At 52.3% G+C, this 19,391-nt stretch carries 19 protein-coding genes; all 19 read right to left on the bottom strand.

Translation table 11 applies throughout. From position 1 onward, the window contains the following. Positions 1–103: 103 nt before the first annotated feature. The gene (trmD, locus tag EBB54_RS08355) at positions 104–877 is read right to left on the bottom strand and encodes a tRNA (guanosine(37)-N1)-methyltransferase TrmD (RefSeq protein ID WP_125127082.1); all 774 of its coding nucleotides are present in this window, start codon (positions 875–877) and stop codon (positions 104–106) included. After that, positions 874–1,380, bottom strand: coding sequence for a ribosome maturation factor RimM (gene rimM / locus EBB54_RS08350; protein ID WP_125127081.1), 507 nt, complete (start codon positions 1,378–1,380; stop codon positions 874–876). The genes trmD and rimM overlap by 4 nt, the downstream gene beginning before the upstream one ends. 50 nt (positions 1,381–1,430) lie before the next feature. Then, complete coding sequence (locus tag EBB54_RS08345) at positions 1,431–1,661, bottom strand: KH domain-containing protein (protein WP_004079341.1); 231 nt, start codon at positions 1,659–1,661, stop codon at positions 1,431–1,433. Between the two features lie 24 nt (positions 1,662–1,685). Further along, positions 1,686–1,931, bottom strand: coding sequence for a 30S ribosomal protein S16 (gene rpsP / locus EBB54_RS08340; protein ID WP_004079343.1), 246 nt, complete (start codon positions 1,929–1,931; stop codon positions 1,686–1,688). 59 nt (positions 1,932–1,990) lie between these two features. After that, positions 1,991–3,349 carry a signal recognition particle protein gene (gene ffh / locus EBB54_RS08335; RefSeq protein ID WP_125127080.1) on the bottom strand — a complete coding sequence of 453 codons (1,359 nt, stop codon included), beginning with the start codon at positions 3,347–3,349 and terminating at the stop codon, positions 1,991–1,993. A gap of 94 nt (positions 3,350–3,443) precedes the next feature. Continuing rightward, positions 3,444–3,794, bottom strand: coding sequence for a YlxM family DNA-binding protein (ylxM, locus tag EBB54_RS08330; protein ID WP_004079347.1), 351 nt, complete (start codon positions 3,792–3,794; stop codon positions 3,444–3,446). A 329-nt stretch (positions 3,795–4,123) separates the two neighbouring features. Continuing rightward, complete coding sequence (gene glyA, locus EBB54_RS08325) at positions 4,124–5,359, bottom strand: serine hydroxymethyltransferase (RefSeq protein WP_125127079.1); 1,236 nt, start codon at positions 5,357–5,359, stop codon at positions 4,124–4,126. Between the two features lie 207 nt (positions 5,360–5,566). Next, on the bottom strand, positions 5,567–10,294 hold the full coding sequence (locus EBB54_RS08320; protein ID WP_125127078.1) for a PolC-type DNA polymerase III: 4,728 nt from the start codon (positions 10,292–10,294) through the stop codon (positions 5,567–5,569). Positions 10,295–10,351: 57 nt separating this feature from the next. Then, positions 10,352–11,416, bottom strand: a complete 1,065-nt coding sequence (ispG, locus tag EBB54_RS08315; protein ID WP_279229960.1) for a flavodoxin-dependent (E)-4-hydroxy-3-methylbut-2-enyl-diphosphate synthase — start codon at positions 11,414–11,416, stop codon at positions 10,352–10,354. A gap of 147 nt (positions 11,417–11,563) precedes the next feature. Beyond that, positions 11,564–12,094 (bottom strand): hypothetical protein, encoded by a 531-nt coding sequence (locus EBB54_RS08310; protein WP_243127587.1) that lies wholly within the window; start codon positions 12,092–12,094, stop codon positions 11,564–11,566. A 39-nt stretch (positions 12,095–12,133) separates the two neighbouring features. Beyond that, positions 12,134–12,643 carry a COG2426 family protein gene (locus EBB54_RS08305; RefSeq protein ID WP_004079362.1) on the bottom strand — a complete coding sequence of 170 codons (510 nt, stop codon included), beginning with the start codon at positions 12,641–12,643 and terminating at the stop codon, positions 12,134–12,136. Between the two features lie 128 nt (positions 12,644–12,771). Beyond that, entirely contained in the window at positions 12,772–13,851 is a 1,080-nt protein-coding gene (hisC, locus tag EBB54_RS08300; protein ID WP_125127077.1) for a histidinol-phosphate transaminase, read from the bottom strand. Beyond that, positions 13,848–15,041, bottom strand: coding sequence for a pyridoxal phosphate-dependent aminotransferase (locus EBB54_RS08295; RefSeq protein WP_125127076.1), 1,194 nt, complete (start codon positions 15,039–15,041; stop codon positions 13,848–13,850). Before EBB54_RS08295 ends, hisC begins: the two co-directional genes overlap by 4 nt. Further along, positions 15,038–15,943, bottom strand: coding sequence for a DUF2156 domain-containing protein (locus tag EBB54_RS08290; protein WP_125127075.1), 906 nt, complete (start codon positions 15,941–15,943; stop codon positions 15,038–15,040). The genes EBB54_RS08295 and EBB54_RS08290 overlap by 4 nt, the downstream gene beginning before the upstream one ends. Before the next feature lie 247 nt (positions 15,944–16,190). After that, positions 16,191–16,754, bottom strand: a complete 564-nt coding sequence (locus EBB54_RS08285) for a nucleotidyltransferase family protein (RefSeq protein WP_125127074.1) — start codon at positions 16,752–16,754, stop codon at positions 16,191–16,193. A gap of 37 nt (positions 16,755–16,791) precedes the next feature. Next, a complete protein-coding gene (gene yqeC, locus EBB54_RS08280; RefSeq protein ID WP_125127073.1) occupies positions 16,792–17,550 on the bottom strand; it encodes a selenium cofactor biosynthesis protein YqeC in 759 nt (252 codons plus the stop codon). A gap of 23 nt (positions 17,551–17,573) precedes the next feature. Further along, positions 17,574–17,939: a hypothetical protein gene (locus EBB54_RS08275; RefSeq protein WP_148099348.1), complete on the bottom strand. Its 366-nt coding sequence runs from the start codon at positions 17,937–17,939 to the stop codon at positions 17,574–17,576. After that, positions 17,936–18,130, bottom strand: a complete 195-nt coding sequence (locus EBB54_RS08270; RefSeq protein ID WP_125127071.1) for a hypothetical protein — start codon at positions 18,128–18,130, stop codon at positions 17,936–17,938. Before EBB54_RS08270 ends, EBB54_RS08275 begins: the two co-directional genes overlap by 4 nt. A 2-nt stretch (positions 18,131–18,132) precedes the next feature. Then, entirely contained in the window at positions 18,133–19,389 is a 1,257-nt protein-coding gene (locus EBB54_RS08265) for an AAA family ATPase (RefSeq protein ID WP_125127070.1), read from the bottom strand. Positions 19,390–19,391: the final 2 nt, after the last annotated feature.

Genomic DNA, 19,391 nt, shown 5'->3' with positions numbered 1-19,391 from the left:
TCCCCGTGCCAGAGGACCATCGCTCTTCTTTTCACAACTATTGTATGTTACCACATTTCCTGCCAACATGCAAGCGTTTCATACAGATTCTTCCGTTTTTTGACTATAGACTGCATTCCTCGTCTGCGAGAAGCCGCCGTTCTTCCTCCGTCAGTTTGCACTGCTTTAACAGGTCGGGGCGGCGTTCCCTGGTGCGCAGGATCGACTGCTCCCTTTTCCATTTCTGAATATTGGCGTGGTGTCCGGACAGAAGCACCTCCGGCACCCGTTTTCCGTGCCACACCTCCGGGCGGGAATATTGGGGATGTTCCAGCAGATTGTCCTGGAAGGATTCCGATTCTGCCGAGGTGTCGTTGTGGAGCACTCCCGGAACCAGACGGGAGATCGTATCCACCATGACCATGGCCGGAAGCTCCCCTCCGGTCAGCACGTAATCCCCAATGGACACATGGTCGGTGACGACCTCCTCGAGCACCCTCTCGTCGATCCCTTCATAGTGCCCGCACAGAAAGACCAGATCCTCCTCACGGGCCAGTTCCTCCGCCATCTTCTGGGAAAACACAGCTCCCTGGGGGGAGAGATACACCACTCTCGGTTTTCTGCCTTCAAGCTCCTCCTCCCCGGCCTCCCGGCGGCGGTTCCGAATGGATTTTGCGACGGCCTCATACGCCAGATACACCGGCTCTGCCTGCATCAGCATCCCCGCGCCTCCGCCGTAAGGATAGTCGTCCACGCTCTGATGTTTGTTAAATGCATAGTCCCGGATGTTGACGGTTTGGATCGACAGCAGTCCCCGCCCCGCGGCCCGGCCGATGATGCTTGTATTCAGCCCGGCCGATACCATTTCCGGAAATAATGTCAAAATATAAAAGTTCATTCCTTCAGCCCTTCCAGTAAATGTACCCGCATGCTGCCTGCCTCCACATCCACACTCAGGATGCACTCCCGGATGGCGGGAATGAGGACTTCCCCGAAGCCGTCGAGTTCCACCACATAGACTTCATTCGCCCCGGTTTCAATGACGTCTCTCAGCACGCCGGTCTCCCCCTCGTCCGTCACCACGTCCATGCCCAGCAGGTCCGCGATATAATATTCATCCTGTTCCAGCGCTACCGCGTCCTTACGGGCCACAAGGAGCTGCCTGCCCTTGTATGGCTCCACCTGGTTGATGTCATCGATTCCGCGAAACTTTACGATGACAAACTGTTTGGAAAACCGGACGCCCTGGATTTCTGCAGGGATCTGCTCCTTCTCCGAGGCCAGTATCACCTTTTTCAGCTTTCGGAAACGCTCCGGATCATTGGTGGTCGGAAAGACCTTGACCTCCCCCCGGATGCCGTGTGTGGAAGTGATCACTCCCACTTGAAAAAACTGCTCCATACCCACTCTCCTGTAATCGAAAAACCCTGCCCCAAAGGGCAGGGCCTTCCTTATTGAATGATGTCAACAACCACTCGTTTGTCGTCTCTGGCCGCCGCGGCCTTGACCACGGAGCGGATCGCCTTGGCAATACGTCCCTGCTTGCCGATGACTTTTCCCATGTCGCCGTCTGCCACGCGCACTTCCAGAACCGTCGTTCTCCCGTCCTGCTTTTCCGTCACGGTCACACCCTCCGGGTTGTCCACCAGTGCCTTAATGATTACTTCTACTAATTCTTTCATTCACGCGTACCTCCACGGGTCAGATTATTTTTCAATCCCTGCCAGCTTGAACAGCTTGCCTACCACTTCTGTAGGCTGCGCACCGTTGTTCAGCCACTTTTTAGCCGCGTCTTCATTTACCTTGAATACGCTCGGCTCCTGGTTCGGATCATAGGTTCCGATCTCTTCGATGAACTTGCCGTCTCTCGGGGATCTGGAATCCGCTACAACGATTCTATAGAAAGGAGCTTTCTTCTTTCCCATTCTCTTTAATCTGATTTTTACTGCCATTTTTTTGCACCTCATTCTTTCTTTGTTCTTTTATTCTTGTTGTTATTTTCATCTATGTGTCAAAAAGGAAGCCGAAACCTGCCTTTTTTACCACCGCCCATAAGTCCCGGAAGCTTCTTCATCAGTTTCCGGGTTTCGTTGAACTGCTTCACCATGCGGTTCACCTCCGAGATATCCACGCCGGCGCCTTTCGCGATCCGGTGCTTTCTCGGAAGGTTTAAGAGATCCGGATTGCGCCGTTCTTCCGGGGTCATGGAATAGATCATAGCCTCCATCCGCGCCATCCGCTTTTCATTTTCTTCGGAATCCAGATCCGGCATTTTTTTCCTGCCGCCCATGCCGCCTCCGAGCCCCGGCATCATGTTCATCACGCCGGAAAGTCCGCCCATTTTCTTCATCTGGCTCATGCTCTCCAGATAGTCTTCATAATCAAACTGGGCTTTCTTCATCTTTTCCGTCATCTTCCGGGCTTTTTCCTCGTCCAACTCCGCCCCCGCCTTTTCAATCAGCGTCAGGACGTCGCCCATGCCCAGAATCCTGGACGCCATCCGGTCTGGATAAAACTGCTCCAGGTCGGAAAGCTTCTCGCCCATACCTACATAGAGGATGGGCCGTCCGGTCACGGCTTTGATAGACAATGCAGCGCCGCCCCGGGTGTCGCCGTCCAGCTTGGTGACGATCACGCCGTCGATTCCGATCTTCTCATGGAAGCTGCCGGCTACGTTGACCGCGTCCTGACCGGTCATGGCGTCCACCACCAGGATGGTCTGGTGTACGGTCACTGCCTCCTTGATCTCCTGCAGCTCCGTCATCATATCCTCATCGATATGAAGCCGTCCTGCGGTATCCAGAATAATGATATTATTGCCGTTCTTCGCCCCATGCTCCATGGCTGCCCTGGCAATGTCCGCGGGCTTCACTTTATCGCCCATGGAAAAGACCTCCACGCCCTGCTTCTCCCCGTTGATCTGGAGCTGCTTAATGGCGGCGGGCCTGTATACGTCGCATGCCACCAAAAGGGGCTTTTTGCCTTTCAGCTTGAACTTTCCCGCAAGCTTGGCCGTGGTGGTGGTCTTACCTGCGCCCTGAAGTCCGGCCATCATAATCACCGTCGCTGCGCTGCCCGGCTGAAGCTGGATCTCAGTTGTCTCCGCCCCCATCAGGGATACCAGCTCTTCATTGACGATTTTGATCACCATCTGGCCCGGATTCAGCCCGTTCATCACGTCCTGCCCGATGGCCCTCTCCTGGACATCCTTGATAAATCCCTTGACCACCTTAAAGTTTACATCCGCCTCCAGAAGCGCCATCTTGACTTCCTTCAAGGCCGCCTTAACATCCTCTTCGGTGAGACGGCCTTTGCTGCGGAGATTTTTAAATACATTTTGAAGTTTTTCCGTTAAGCTGTCAAATGCCATTGTCCAACTCCTCTGTCCTGTCACAAACGGTTGCCGACGGGTCTGCCGTCATGGAAACGCCGTACTAGGAAATCCTGCATATCCGTCAGGGGCCCTACAGCACTTCCAGAATCGAACCGGAAAGCTCCCGAAACTGCCGCAGCAGTTCTTCCTGGTTCTCCCCCGTCAGTTCTGCACCTTCCAGCAGCGCTTCCATCTCGCGGACCTTCTCCCGGATGGAAAGAAAACGCCCCACCAGGTGCAGCCTGGACTCATATCCTTCCAAAGCCTTCTGGCACCGCTTCACCAGGTCGTGAACCCCCTGCCTGCTGATCCCCTGCGCTTCCGCAATCTCGCTTAACGACAGGTCTTCTAAGATGAACTGCTCATAGACCTCCTTCTGGTGGTCGTTGAGAAGCTCCCCGTAAAAATCATACAGCAGTGCCTGCTCTAAAATCTCATCCATGATTCATCACCTTTGCTATATTAACCGAAAAAAAATACTTTGTCAAGTATTTTCTCTTTACAAACTTTTGTTCGTATTGAACATATTACAGTTCACGGCTCAACCGGCCGCGAACTGTAACGCATTCAGGCGGGGCTGAAATAAGCCCCTGCCCTTTTCAAATTTTCAAAGGTATTGCAGGATGCCCTATTGGCAAAAGTGCAGTCTCTTTGACCGGCAGCAGACGCCAAAACCATTCTTTCCACAGTGAAGCGCATCAGAAAAAGCACCCGATACCAGCAAATGTACCGAGTGCTTTCTTACGCTTCAAAATCCCAGAATCATGGTTTCTAGCAAAGCGGATATTTTGCGGTCAATTCCGCTACCATGGCTTTTGCCTTCTCCACATTGTCCCCGCTCTCGATCACCAGGGAAATGATCTCTGCGATCTTTTCCATATCCTCTTCCACCATACCGCGGGTCGTCACGGCCGGGGTTCCCAGTCTCACACCGCTTGTCACAAAGGGAGACCGTGGGTCGTTGGGGATGGTGTTCTTGTTTGCCGTTACGTGGGCATCGTCCAGACGCTTCTCCAGCTCTTTTCCGCTGAGATCCTTTTCGGTCAGATCCACCAGCATCAGATGGTTGTCCGTATCTCCGGAGACGATCTTGATCCCCCGTGCCTGAAGTCCTCTGCACAGCGCCTTTGCGTTTTTCACAACCTGTTCCATATACGCCTTGTATTCGGGCTGCAGCGCCTCCTGGAAGCACACTGCCTTGGCCGCGATCACATGCATCAGCGGGCCGCCCTGTGTGCCCGGGAATACGGCCTTATTGAAGTTGAATTTTTGATTCATCTCCTCACTGCTTAAGATCATACCGCCTCTGGGTCCCCGCAGCGTCTTGTGGGTGGTGGTGGTGGTCACATGGGCATACGGGATCGGGCTTGGATGAAGTCCTGTGGCTACCAGCCCTGCAATGTGGGCAATGTCCACCATCAGGTAAGCGCCCACCTCGTCCGCAATCTCGCGGAACCGTTTGAAATCAATGGTCCTTGCATAGGCGCTTGCGCCTGCCACGATCAGCTTCGGCCGGCACTCCTTCGCAATTTCCAGTACATTGTCATAATCAATTACGCCGTCGTCGTTCACGCCGTAGAAGGTCACGTTAAAATATTTTCCGGAAAGGTTCACCGGTGATCCATGGGTTAAGTGTCCGCCGTGATCCAGATTCATCCCCATGATCCTGTCGCCGGGCTCCAGCATGGCGAACATGGCCGCCATATTTGCCTGGGCGCCGGAATGGGGCTGTACATTGACATACTCACAGCCGAAAAGCTTCTTCGCACGTTCCCTGGCAATATCCTCCACCACGTCCACGCACTGGCATCCGCCGTAATATCTCTTGCCGGGATACCCTTCCGCGTATTTGTTGGTCAAAGGACTTCCCATAGCCGCCATCACGGCCTGGCTGACCCAGTTCTCGGACGCAATCAGCTCAATATGAGAATTTTGCCGGTCCATCTCTGCCCGGATGGCGTCTGCGATCTCCCCGTCTGCCTTCCGGATCTCTTCAAAATCGTACATGATCTTTTCCTCCACATCTCTTCAAATCAGCATTGCTATTCACACGCTGCTCTGCACACATGCGCAGAATCCGCGTGCAAATGATGTTTTTCAACATTGACAGCATATCATTTTACTTTCCCGTTGGCAAGATAAATTTTTATGCCTGTGCGGTTATCCGGATTCAAAAAACTGACAGATCGGCGGCCCCACAGACGGAACTTTTTCCTAAGCCAGGTCGAACAGTGAAAGCTGATTGCTCTTCGGCAGGTCTCCGAAAAGCCCCAGATCCGCCATCAGGTCGATCACGGTCATGCTGACTTTGGTTCGCTCCCGAAAATCATCCAGTGACAGAAAAGGCCCGTCCTTGGCCGCCAGTTCTACCGCTTCCGCCGCTTTTTCCCCCATGCCTTCGATGCTGGCGAAGGAGGGCATCAGCTTCCCGTCCACAATCTGGAACTGCTTTGCTCTGGCCCGGTACAGGTCAATGGGCGTAAAATTCAGCCCTCTTGCGTACATTTCCTGCACAAGCCGCATGTCCTTCAAGGTGTCCTGCTCTTTGTTGGTCAGCGTATCCGACCGCTTCTTGTAATCCCGGATATAGTAGTTCAGCTTTTCTTTCCCCTGGCACATCAGCTCATAGGAAAAGGCGTCCGCACGGATACTGAAATAAGCCCCGTAATAGGCCAGCGGATAATTGATCTTGCAGTAGGCGATCCGGTACGCCATCATCACATAGGCGGCCGCATGGGCTTTGGGGAACATGTACTTGATCTTTTTGCAGGAGCCGATGTACCAGTCCGGCACATTCTTCTCCTTCATGGCCGCGATCCAGTCCTCTTTGAGCCCCTTCCCCTTCCGCACGCTCTCCATGATGGTGAAGGACAGCGCGCTGTCCACGCCCTGGTTGATCAGGTAGATCATGATATCGTCCCTGGTGCAGATGGCCGTGGAAATGGTGGCCGTGCCGGAGCGGATCAGGTCCTGGGCGTTCCCCAGCCATACGTCGGTTCCGTGGGACAATCCTGCCAGCCGGATCAGATCCGAAAGGGACTGGGGATTGGCCTCGATGACCATGCTCATGGCAAAATCCGTACCAAACTCGGGAATCCCCAGACACCCCAGCTTGCAGCCTTCGATGTCCTCCGGCTTGATCCCCAGCGCTTGGGTGCCGTGAAACAAGGACAGCACCTCCTGATCGTCCAGGGGGATCTGGGTGGCCACGAAGGGATGCTCCTCATCGTATGCATTTTCCAACGATTCCGAAGTGATGTATTCCTCCAGCATCTTGATCATGGTGGGATCATCGTGCCCCAGGATATCCAGCTTCAGCAGGTTGTGGTCAATGGAATGGTAGTCAAAATGGGTGGTCACAATGTCTGTGGTCATATCATTTGCCGGATGCTGCACCGGGGTAAACTCGTTGATATTGTGCCCGTGGGGCAGCACCACGATTCCCCCCGGATGCTGGCCGGTGCTTCTGCGTACCCCGGTACAGCCCTGGCTGATCCGCTCAATCTCACATTTCCGCTTGCGCTGGTTCTTTTCCTCGTAGTACCGGCGCACATATCCGTAGGCCGTCTTGTCCGCCAGCGTGCCGATGGTTCCGGCCTTGAAGGTATAGCCTTCCCCGAACAGCACCTCCGTATACTTGTGGGCCTTGGACTGGTAGTCCCCGGAGAAATTCAGGTCAATATCCGGCTCCTTGTCCCCCTTAAATCCAAGGAAGGTCTCAAAGGGGATATCATATCCGTCCTTGATCAGCTTCGCCCCGCAGTCCGGACAGAGCTTGTCCGGCATATCAAAGCCGCAGCAGCCGGAATAAGCCTTCACCTCCTCCGACTCAAACTCGCTGTAATGGCATTGTTCACAGTAATAGTGGGGACTTAACGGATTTACCTCCGTGATCCCCGCCATGGTGGCCACAAAGGAGGAGCCCACCGAGCCCCTGGACCCCACCAGATAGCCGTCCGCCACGGATTTCCACACCAGCTTCTGGGCAATGATGTACATGACTGCGTAGCCGTTGGAAATAATGGAATTTAACTCCCGCTCCAGACGGGCGGATACCTGCACCGGCAGATCCTCCCCGTACACCTCGTGGGCCTTTTTGTAACAGATATCCCGCAGCTTCTGGTCGGAATCCTGAATCACCGGGGGACACTTGTTGGGGTTCACCGGCGCGATCTTCTCCACCATGGCCGCGATCTTATTTGTATTTTCCACCACCACCTCATAGGCTTTTGCGGAGCCCAGATAGTCAAACTCTGAAAGCATTTCCTCGGTGGTCCGAAGGTAGAGGGGCGCCTGGTTGTCCGCATCGGAAAATCCTTTGCCGGCCATGATGATTCGGCGGTACACCTCGTCCTCCGGATCCAGGAAATGGACGTCGCAGGTGGCCGCAACAGGCTTTTTGAACTGCTCTCCCAGCTCCACGATCTGGCGGTTCAGATTTTTCAAATCCTCCTCGGTCTGAATGTCCGGCAGTTTGTCGCTCTCCAGCATGAACTGATTGTTCCCCAACGGCTGGATCTCATAGTAATCGTAAAAATCCGCCAGCTTGGCGATGGTCTCCTGGGACTTTTTATTTAAAATCGCCTGAAACAGTTCCCCGGCCTCGCAGGCGCTCCCTATGATCAGCCCTTCCCGGTGCTGGTTCAGCAGGCTTTTGGGAATCCTGGGCCTGCGGGCAAAATATTTCAGGTTGGAGGCGGAGATCAGCTGGTACAGGTTGTAGCGGCCGATATCATTTTTCACCAGGATAATAATATGGTAGGTGGGGAGCTTGCGGATCGCGTCCTCATTCGTATTTCCAAACTGGTTGATGCCTTTTAACGTGGTAATGCCCCTGTCTTTGAGCATCTCCACAAATTTCACAAAGATCTCTGCGGTGGCTCCCGCATCGTCCACCGCCCGGTGATGGTTTTCCAGAGAAATATTCAGCGCCTTTGCCACCACGTTCAGTTTATACTTGGACAGGGTAGGAAGCAGCACCCTGGCAAGGGCCACCGTATCCACGGAGATGAAGCGGGGCTCTATATCCTGGTACCTGCAGTTCTGTTCGATGAATCCCACGTCGAATCCGGCGTTGTGGGCCACCAGCACCGCATCCCCGACAAATTCCAGGAAACGGGGCAGAATGGTCTCGATGTCCGGATATTCCATGACCATCTCATCGGTAATGCCGGTCAGCTTGGTGATCTCAAAGGGGATGGGCCGGCGGGGATTCACAAAGGTACTAAAGGAATCCACGATCTCCCCTCTGGCCACCTTCACCGCGCCGATCTCGATGATCTTGTCCTTGATGGCGCTGAAACCGGTTGTCTCCAGGTCAAATACCACAAAGGTATCGTCCAGGCTTTCCTCCCCTGCTCCCGGGGCGATCTCGGTCAGGTCGTCCACCACATAGCCTTCCACGCCGTAAATGACCTTGAACGGGTCTGCCTTGTCCAGCCGTTCGATATAGTGGTTGGCGTCCGGAAATGCCTGGGCGGTTCCATGATCCGTAATTGCGATGGCGGGATGCCCCCACTTGTGGGCGCGGCCCACGATGTCTTTGACCTCGGAAACGCCGTCCATGTCGCTCATCTTCGTATGGCAGTGCAGCTCCACACGCTTGACGGGGCTTAAGTCCTCCCGGGACACGGTAAAATCCCCGGTCTTTTTGATTCCGGCGATGGAGCCGATGGTCAGTTCCCCGTCATATTTGTCGATGGTGGTAACGCCCTTGATCTTCAAAAACGCCCCTTTTTTCAGGTCGCCTAAAAGCTCCGCAAGCTGTTCGTTGCGGACAAACATTTTCACCGTGATGGTGTCCGTAAAGTCCGTAATGGAAAAAATAATGATGGTCCGTTCGTTCCGGATCTCCCGGGTCTCAAAGCTGATGACCTTGCCGTGGAGGGTGATCTCCCCCATCTCCGTGGCAACCTGATCCAGACGGATGGGCTCGTCCTCAAAGTCCCGCCCGTAGATCAGGCCCGGAGCGTCTCCCAGCTTTAAGGGGCGCACATAGTCTCTGCCGGACTCCTTGCGGAAGCCGTTCTTCCCCTGGCCCGCCCTGCCAGCAGAAAAACCGCCTCTTCCGGCAGGATTTCCGTTTCCGCCGCCGTTTTTTCCAAGGGCAGCCGTGTCTCTTGCGCCATAGGCCCCGCTTTTGCTTTCGCCGGCAGATCCATTTGCGCCTTTTCCGGATGAACCGCCTTTTTCTGCAGCCGGCCCGTTTCCGCTGCCTTCTCCCGGGCCTCCATGTCCGCCCCGGCCTGCCTTAGCCTGCTTCCCGGAAGCGCCAACGTCTGCACCTGTTTCCTCCCAAGGCGCCTCATAGCCGCCGGAATCCGCACCTTCCGATCCTCCATGGATGCTTTGATTCCTCCGGAAAATGGCGTTGATCTCCTGCTGAATCCGCTGCTCCTCAAATTCCCTGGTCCTGCTCTCGGGCTTCTCCCGGTAGGTAACGCGGAACTCTGCATGGATGCCGCAGCGCCGGTTGAACACCTCATCCAGCAGATTTACAATCTGCTCCTTTCTTCCCTCGGATACGATGGTGTCTGCCAGTTCCAGGCAGCAGACCCGCTCCTCCTCAAACCGAACCTTTGCCTGGTCGAACATATTGGCGGCCAATACGCTGCTGCTTCTGAGCTCCTGGGAAATACTCTCCCGGTACTCGGCCATCAGCGCGGCAGGCGTATACTGCTCAGACAGGCTGTACTCCTCTTCGATGTGGATATTCACCATGGAGGTGCCGAAAAGCTGCTCCTTGATCTTCTGCTCCATCTGCCATATCTGGTGTTTCCGAAACAGATGACGGCTGAATATGTATATGTGCAGAAAATCCCGGGTGGAATTGGTGGTGATCTTCTTCACCTCCACGTCCAAAAACAGCATGCGCACCGAGTCCTCCACTTTCAGAGTGGGAAAAACATCAAAAAATAATTTTGCGGTTCCTACTTGTTCCAATTGATCAGCTCCTATTGAAAGAATTTTAACGATATTCCCGGTTTCCGAATATGATACTTATTGTTCCCAGTTCTGCAGTTCCTGACGCAGGGTTTCCAGAAGCTCCTCTTCTTTTACCTTCCTTACGACCTCTCCCTTTTTGATCAGAAGGCCCTCGCCTATGCCGCCTGCGATCCCGATATCGGCTTCTTTGGCTTCCCCGGGTCCGTTTACAACGCATCCCATAACCGCCACCTTGATATCCAGCGGAAATTCCTGGACCATAAGCTCCACCTGATTGGCAAGCCCGATCAGATCGATCCGTGTCCTTCCGCAGGTGGGGCAGGATACCACCTCAATGCCGCCCTTTCGAAGCCCCAATGTCTTTAAGATCAGCTTTGCAGAGCGGATCTCTTCCACCGGGTCGCCGGTGAGGGACACCCGGATCGTATTCCCGATGCCTTCATAGAGGATGATCCCCAGCCCGACGGAGGATTTGATGTTTCCGGAATAGACCGTTCCCGCCTCTGTGATCCCCACATGCAGGGGATAGGGACATTGCTCTGCGATCTTCTCGTGGGCTTTGACACACATCATCACATCCGAGGACTTGATGCTGACCACCAGGTTGTCATACCCCATCTCCTCAATCATCCGCACCTTGTCCAGGGCGCTCTCCACGATCCCCTCAGCGGTCACGCCGCCGTATTTTTCCAGAAGCGTTTTTTCCAGGGAGCCGCTGTTTACGCCCACCCGGATGGGCACCTGGTGTTCCTTCGCCTTCTCCACTACGGCCCGGAGACGTTTTGATGACCCGATATTGCCCGGATTGATCCGGATCTTGTCCGCCCCGTTCTCGATGGCTGCGATGGCCATCCGGTAGTCAAAATGGATATCCGCCACCAGCGGAATACGGATCTGTTTTTTGATCTCCCTTAACGCCTCCGCCGCTTCCAGGGTGGGTACGGTACAGCGCACGATCTCACAGCCCGCCGCTTCCAGCCTGCGGATCTGCTCCACGGTTCCGTGGATGTCCTCGGTCCTTGTATTCGTCATGGACTGGATCGCCACCGGATGGTCCCCTCCGATCACCACGTCCCCGATGCGTACTTCCTTTGTGTTCTGCCTCAGCATGTTGTTCATTGTCTCCTCCTTCCAGTGTTTGGTCTCATTTTATGACACAAAACAGCCCTGCAGATCCGAACCCCAGCCGGACATGCAAAGCTGTTCTTCCATTACCGGAACACCCGCAGGGTGGGAACAGTCCCGTTCCTTTTCCTGCGCGTGATCCTACTCTTTCTCAAATACCATCTGATCCCCGTACTCCCGTTCTGTCAGTGTCAGTTCTCCCTGCTCCAGGCTGTAGTCATAGGTTCCTTCCATGGTCTCCGCTGCAAAACCGGATTCCGCCGACGTGTCATAGACCTCCTGGGGCGTCCCGTCTTCCTCTCCCTGATACAGGGTAAATGTCTTTGACTTCAGGTCCACATGGTACCGAAGCTCCTCCGAACCGTCCGTTTCATCCGGCCACTCCAGCGACGCAGTGCCGTTTCCCTGAATCCGCATGACCAGACCGCTGCCTTCGTTGATCCACTTTCCTTCCAGCGGATTCGAAGTGAAAAGCCTGATGCCAAAAAACACGGCGATGATGATGATCAGCACCGAAGAAACGGTCATCGCTATTCTCCAAAGTTTACTTCTTTTTTTCTCGTCATTTTCCGCAATCATGCTGTAACTTCCCTCCCGGCGGATTTCCCGCTGCCCTTCGCCCTGAGGCGGGCAGACGCTTTTATTATCCCGCACCGTCTTTTCCTTATTCATTATACGGATTTTTCAAACAGGTGTCAACGGGTGCAGGTACTATACGAAAATTCCGCCCAAGACCGCGTAAGACAGCACGGTCATCAAAAACGCCGCCAGGAATACGCCCAGCACGATTGCCGGAAACGCCTTCCGAAAACGGATGCCAAGCAGCGCCGCGATGAGGGAACCGGTCCATGCCCCTGTGCCGGGAAGGGGAATGCCTACAAAAACAAACAGCCCCCAAAATTCGTATTTTTCTATGTTGGAGCTTTTGCTCATGGCCTTTTTTTCCAGCTTCTCTACCAGCGGCTTCAGCCGCTTCGTACCCTTCATCCAGTCAAAGATCCTGGTGATCAGAAGCAGGATAAAGGGGATCGGAATCAGGTTTCCGACGATACAGATGGGAATCGCCTCCCACATGGGCACATCCAGAAACGCCGGTCCCGCGGTCAGAAGCCCCCCTCTCAATTCCAGGATCGGAACCATGGAAATGAGAAATATGATCATTTCCTTTCCTACTTTTCCGCCCAAATTTTCAATAAACCAACTAATCAGTGCTTCTTTCATATTCTAAACTATCTCCTGTTTTATTCCCGCGAAGCAACGAGCCAAGTAGCCATGCTTGCATGGATATTTGGCGACTTCCGCGAAGCCGGGTATCCTTGCTTTACAGGATATCTTAAAACTTGCATATTCTACGTCCTGTTCTTAAAATATGTCCGCAGCGCCGCAAAGAGCTGCTCCATCTCCTCCCTGGTCCCTATGGTGATCCGCAGATACTGCCGGATACGTTCGCTGTCCCAGTGGCGCACATAGATGTCCTGTTTCTTCAGAGCTTCGAACAACTCCCCTGCATCGTACCGGGGATGCCTTGCAAAGATAAAATTGGCTCTGGAATCCGGAAATTCAAAGCCCAGCTTTTGAAGCTCTTCCTTTGCCCATTCCCTCGTTTCCACGATCTTTTGGATGGTCTTTTGAAAATACGCCTGATCCCTCACCGCTTCTGCCCCGCAGGCGATGGACACCTGGCTCATGGTGTAGGAATTGAAGGAATATTTCACATCGTTCAGATACCGGATCAGGGACGGATTGCTGACGGCATACCCGATCCGCATCCCGGCCATGGAGCGTGCCTTTGAAAATGTCCGGACAACGATCAGGTTGTTATACCGGCCCAGCAGCTCCAGCGCGGATCTCCCGGCAAAATCAATATACGCCTCGTCCACGATCACCACCTCATCCGGATGATGCGCCAGAATATCTTCCACAAAATCCAGCTCCTCATAGATGGCCGTAGGCGCATTGGGATTGGGAAAAATTACGCCGCCGCTTTCCCTGCGGTAATCCTCCTTCACGATCCGGAAATCCCCGTCCAGCTTCGGACATTCATAAGGTATCCGGTATAATTCTGCCCAGACTTTATAAAAGGAATACGTAATGTCGGGAAACAGGACCGGCTTTTCGGAATTAAAAAAAGTCAGAAAACACATGGCCAGCACGTCGTCCGACCCCACTCCCACAAAGACCTGGTCCTCCCCTACGTGATGGTGCTCTGCCAGCGCACTCACCAATTTCGCCGCGGAGGGGTCCGGATAGAGTCTGAACCTGTCCGTATCCATTTCCGCAAGGACACGCTCCACCCCCGGAGCCGGCGGATATGGATTTTCATTGGTATTGAGTTTTACCACCCGGTTCTGGGGCTGCTCTCCCGGAACATAAGGCTCTACCTTTCGTATATTCCGTATGATGTTTGGATTCATTTCCACTGATATCATCTCCTGTCATACTCCCCGGCCAGTTCGGCAAACTTAGGCAGGGAATGAATGATCGTCTCATAGGACACGCAGTATGCCAGCCTGACGTATCCTGGGCACCCGAAGGAACTGCCCGGCACGATCAGTATGTTGTATTTTTTTGCCGCCGCGCAGAATGCCTTTTCGTCCGCCACAGGGGATTTTACAAACAGGTAAAAGGCGCCCTCCGGCTTGATGCACTCAAAGCCCAGCTCTTTAAGCCCGTTGTATAAAGCTTCCCGGTTCCGGTCATAAAAAGAGATATCCGTCTTTTCATTCAGGCAGTACTTGACCACCTTCTGCTGCAAAGTGGGCGCATTGACAAAGCCCAGAATCCGGGTTGCCACATTGGCCGCGCTGATCAGTGCTTCGCTGTCCGCCGCTTCATCGGGGATGACCAGGTAGCCGATCCGCTCTCCCGGAAGCGACAGGGATTTGCTGTAGGAATATCCCACGATCGTATTGGCATAGTATTTTGTCAGATAGGGCACCTCCACGCCGTCATAGGCCAGTTCCCGGTAAGGCTCGTCCGAGATCAGGTAGATGTCCGTGCCGTACTCTTTCTGCTTTGCTTCCAGGATCGCCGCCATCCTGCGGATGGTGTCCTCAGAGTACACGACGCCGGTGGGATTGTTGGGCGTATTGACGATCACGGCCTTTGTCTTCGGCGTGATCTTCGCTTCAAACTCGTCCAGCTTGGGCTGGAAATCCACGGTGTTCGGGGAGATCTCCACCAGAACGCCGTCATAGTTGTTTGTATAACTCCGGTATTCTCCAAAATAGGGCGCGAATACGATGACTTCGTCTCCCGGGTTTAACAGGGATTTTAAAATCACATTCAGCCCCCCGGCCGCCCCCACGGTCATGGTAATATTTTTCGCGGAGAATGCGGTGTGAAACCGCTCATTCAGGGAGTCCGCCACGGCCTGTCTCACATCCTCGTAGCCTGCATTGCTGTTGGTGTACCCGTGGAGCACCACCGGATCCTCCTCGCTTAGAATATCCAGAATCGCCTGCTTTACCGCCTCCGGCGCGGGCACGTTGGGGTTGCCAAGACTGAAATCGTATACATTCTCCTTGCCGTAGAGCTTCGCCAGACGGTTTCCCTCCTCAAACATTGCGCGGATGGCAGAACTGTTTGCCACCATATGTTCCATCTTTTTTGAAATCATTGTACCATCCTCCTTTTCACGATCCCTTTTTCCACCAGGAAGGCCGGATGGTAGGAAAGCTTGGCCTTGCGCAGCCCTTCCGCCCCGGTGTCTTCCTCCCGGTTTACGTATTGGTATTCCATGCATTCATGCTGAACAAACTGCTGGTTGATCATCGGATAGGCCCCTTCCACCCCGGCAAAGGCTTTCTCCACATGAACCACGAAGGTGTCCCTGCTGACCGGCTCCCCAACGCAGAATGCCACCACCTTTTTGTCTACCCGGATCAGGCCGCCTTTCATCTCCAATTCCCGGAACAGCCGCAGGAAATTCAGGGTCACGCACATCTCCGCGTTTTTTTCCAGATCCTCCTCACAGCCGTTCTCGTTGCGCCACTCCAGGGCCATCTGAAAGCATTCCTCCGCATTTTCCTCGGAAATCGGCTCATAGCTCCAGTCCGGATAGAGGTTTTTGAACTTGTTGATATGGTTCCGCTTGCCGTGCAGCTTCTTTCCCGCCAGGGTGGCGAGCTTCTCGGTCTCATACACATAGTCCGCCTCGTCCCGCAGATACTCGATCTCAAACTGTCCCGGATACCAGGCATCCATCTGGGCGAAATTTTCTTCCGTCACATTGTAGAGCACAAAGGGGACGTTCTGCCGGCTGCAATATTCCATCAGGTATTCCAGTGCACGCTTCACCGCCTCCGGTTCTCCGGCCGGATAGGCAAACGCCACATCCTCCCCTTCATCTCGAAAGACCAGCGCCCCTTCTATGACCGCATATTTTACATGGTAGTGCCTGGACCAGAGGTAAACATTGGCAAAGGTACGCTCGCAGCTTCTGCTGGGCGCCTTCTCAAAATAAGGAGCAATGATCTCCCGATCCTCCAGTTCCGGCCTTTTAAACAGTATCTCTTCCATTTTTATAATCTCCATCTCTTTTCTGTGCCTGTCCCCAGATTTTTCCAGCAGGGGGCGGCGCACATTTGTCAGTATAGCATATTTTGTGCAGTTCTGACAAGATTTATCAAAAAATCCTTCCACTAGTCAAATATCCATGCAAGCATGGCTACTTGGCTTGTTGCTTCGCGGGAATAAACGAGCTCTGAAAAATAGCCGTCCTGCTCTGGGCGTATCCGCAAAAGTCAGGAACGGCTATTCTGATTTTTCAGGATAAGGTATCCAGATCCCGAAGCTCCCCTGCATCTGAGATCGGAAAACAGGTTATTTTTTCCGGATATTTCTTGAGAATCTTCCGGCCTCCCTGGTCTTCTTTCAATTCCAGCAGTTCCGGAAAATAGCTATGTGAAAACCAGGCCGGATTTCCGGTCTGATCCCCGCAGGACACGCAGCCTAATTCCGCCTGGTTCCTTTCCATGTATTCCAGAAATGCCTCAGCGCTTTCTTCTGTAAAATATGGCTGATCCGCCACAAAAAAAGCGCATGCCTGCGCATCTGCGGCAGCTTCTAAGCCTGCGCGGATGGAGTAGGACACCCCTTTATGGCTCTCCGGAGACAATACCGCGCAGATATGCCTCTCATTTAAATCATCATATATCTGCGGATATTGCGTCACTGCAATCACTTCCCAGCCGTCATGGCGCGCGCAGAGACGGTCCAGCCGTTCCAGTAAATGAAGGTATAAAGGTTTCCCCTCCAGTTCATATAAAAGCTTGTTGGAACCAAACCGGCGGCTGTTCCCGGCCGCCAGGTAAATCAGACGTAATTTCATTTTTTTCTCCACCTATTCTATTGCGGTAATCGGATCATCAGGAAGCTTCCGCAGTTACAACCACCTTCATGTTCCCTTTCATCTCCATCGCCTCCCAGATTCTCAGTGCCGTATCGCGCCGCTCCTTGGTATCTGCTTTATTCAATATTACTGCATAATGCATCCCAAGCTCTACCCCTTTCCTTCCCCCCTGTTCACTCTGTAAGAGAGCTGCGATATCCCGGGGCGTCAGAATATCTTCCGTGGATTTCTTCAAAAAAGCTGCCATAAGCTCCGGCCGGAAGCAGACCTCTTTTATTTTTCTTCCAGGCGCATCCATGCCGCATACATACAAAACATGGGTAGTCTGCGGCAGAAAAACCGGTTCATGGTCTGCGGGAAATTTTGCTGGAAGCATTTTCGCCCCGTCCGCCTCAATCAGAACCGGATTGGGCAGCTTTAAAACAGCTTCCAGGACATCCGCGGAAAGCCGCTTTATCTTTCCGTTTTCGGCCTTTTTCCCGGCAAATACACAGCCCTCTTTATCAAGGACAGCAAGCAGCTCCTCCAGAGACGGATTTTCCAAAAAGAACGGCGAATCTTCCTTGAACATATGTGTAGTGGTTGTAACGACAGGCTTTTTTCCTGTGTCTGCGTATTCTGCCGCAAGCCTTTTTAATGTAGTGGTCTTCCCTCCTGCACCTGCTGCGGCAATCCTCGGCGCCGCTGTCTCTGTCAGGTTTAGTGCCTCCAGAAGCGACTGCTTTAAGACCAGCTTCCCCTCTGTTATTTCTGACAATTCTGTAAAAGATCCCATAATCCAAGCAGCTCCTGTTTATTCTATCGTCCCTGTGCCTTCAAACGTCTATATTTACGTTCTAAGACAAATAAGATCACACCTGCATATTCCTTTCGCTTTTCTGACTCTCTGATTGCCCTCATTTCTTTCTGCAGGCGTTCCGATGTAAGGTTTCCTTTTTTACTTAATCTTCGAATGATAGATTCCGCCTGCTCATAGGCATCCCGTCTTCCCTTCAGCAGTTGTGTCGCTGTATCCTGAACAGATCCGTCTTTTTTATGTTTTCCGTTCAGGCAAAGGACGTCATTTATCTCATGTTCTATTTTTTCTTTATTTTGATCCGACCAATTTCCCAAACCACGAAAATAGATCTGCCCGTCACTATAATAGCATATTTCCTTCATCATTTTACACATAAATAATGCTGCTCTTCCAGCAGATTTTTTCTGATCGTATCTTTCGGAAGTTTATCGAACCCTGCCTTTCGAACTGCTTTGGCATTACTTTCCGGAACACTTTTCCACTCACTGCTGCTGCGTATTTTAGCTTCCTCGCGGCTTACCGCAGCAGGAGTCTTATTTTTATGAATCCACAACATTTTTATTCCACTTCCAATTCCGCTTTTGCATTTTTCACTTTCGTGTTATCATCTCCAAATGCTTCTGCCATCTGTTCGATTACTTTTTTTGCCATTTCATAATTTTCTTCGTTGAGCGCTGTTTCAAACATCTGACACACCTTTTTCAGTTCCTTTGGTGTTCCGACACTCTCCTGCCTGAGTTCCAATACATCCTCTACAGAATATGCGTATGCTTCCGGGAGATAATGCACTTTTTGTTTTTCATCAATCTGTATCAGATTTACATTTCTGCTCGATGATATGATGATCGGAGAATGCGTCGCCATTATAAATTGTATTTTAGGAAATGTATCTCTCAATGCACCAATAACCTTCCATTGCCATTTTGGGTGCAGATGCATATCAATCTCATCAATCAAAACGACTCCTCCAATCGCTCCAAGATCTTCCTTTCCGGGATTTAACAGTGCGAGGCGGAACGCCATATTCATAATGATCCACAACAGCGATTGATATCCTGCGCTAAGATAATGAACTGGAAGCGTATTACCGTTTTCCGAATATACAATTGTCTCAAATGCCCTTGAATAATAAACCTCTGGTTTCTCCTCCAGCTCATTCATATGCAGCATAAAGTCCGAAACAATTTTTTTTAAAGCCTCATATTCTCTAATGCATTTTTTCTGCTGAAACGCAGCCATTTCCATCTTTAAACACCATGCCTGTATTGTTTTTATGTCCAGGTTACTTTCAAAACAGCCTATATATCCGCAGCGTCTATCATTCAGTTTATTGTTACTGGCCGTCCCAAAATCCTCCCTTTTCGGCGGCGCAAGCCTGGATGTGCTGAAATAGCAAAACAATGGCAGTTCTGCATGGATATCATTCACCAAAGTATTCGCATATTGGGCCACTTCTTTTCCCAAAAACCTGGTTTTAGAGCTGCTGGTTTCATCCTTCCTCGTAACCTCTCCCGTTAGCTTATTCTTTCCGTATTGAAATCGGGCTTTAATGATGACAGGAGTTGAATAAACTACTCCTTGGGAAGCATCGGAAAGTACATGTGTGTCTATCCGTACATCTGTAGATTTGACCCCTGTTTTTGCAATTTTGCTCAATCCATTCAGATAATCTCCCAGTGCAACTGTCATCGCTTCCAGAATGGTAGTCTTTCCTACACCGTTATCTCCGATTAAAAGGTTCACACCTGCGCCAAACTGAATATTCATTTCCTCAATGGCTTTATAATTCAAAAGATATAATTGTTCAAACCGCATTT

This window comes from Schaedlerella arabinosiphila (genome assembly GCF_003885045.1).
Taxonomy (GTDB): domain Bacteria; phylum Bacillota; class Clostridia; order Lachnospirales; family Lachnospiraceae; genus Schaedlerella; species Schaedlerella arabinosiphila.
This window is presented reverse-complemented; position numbering and strand designations above follow the sequence as displayed.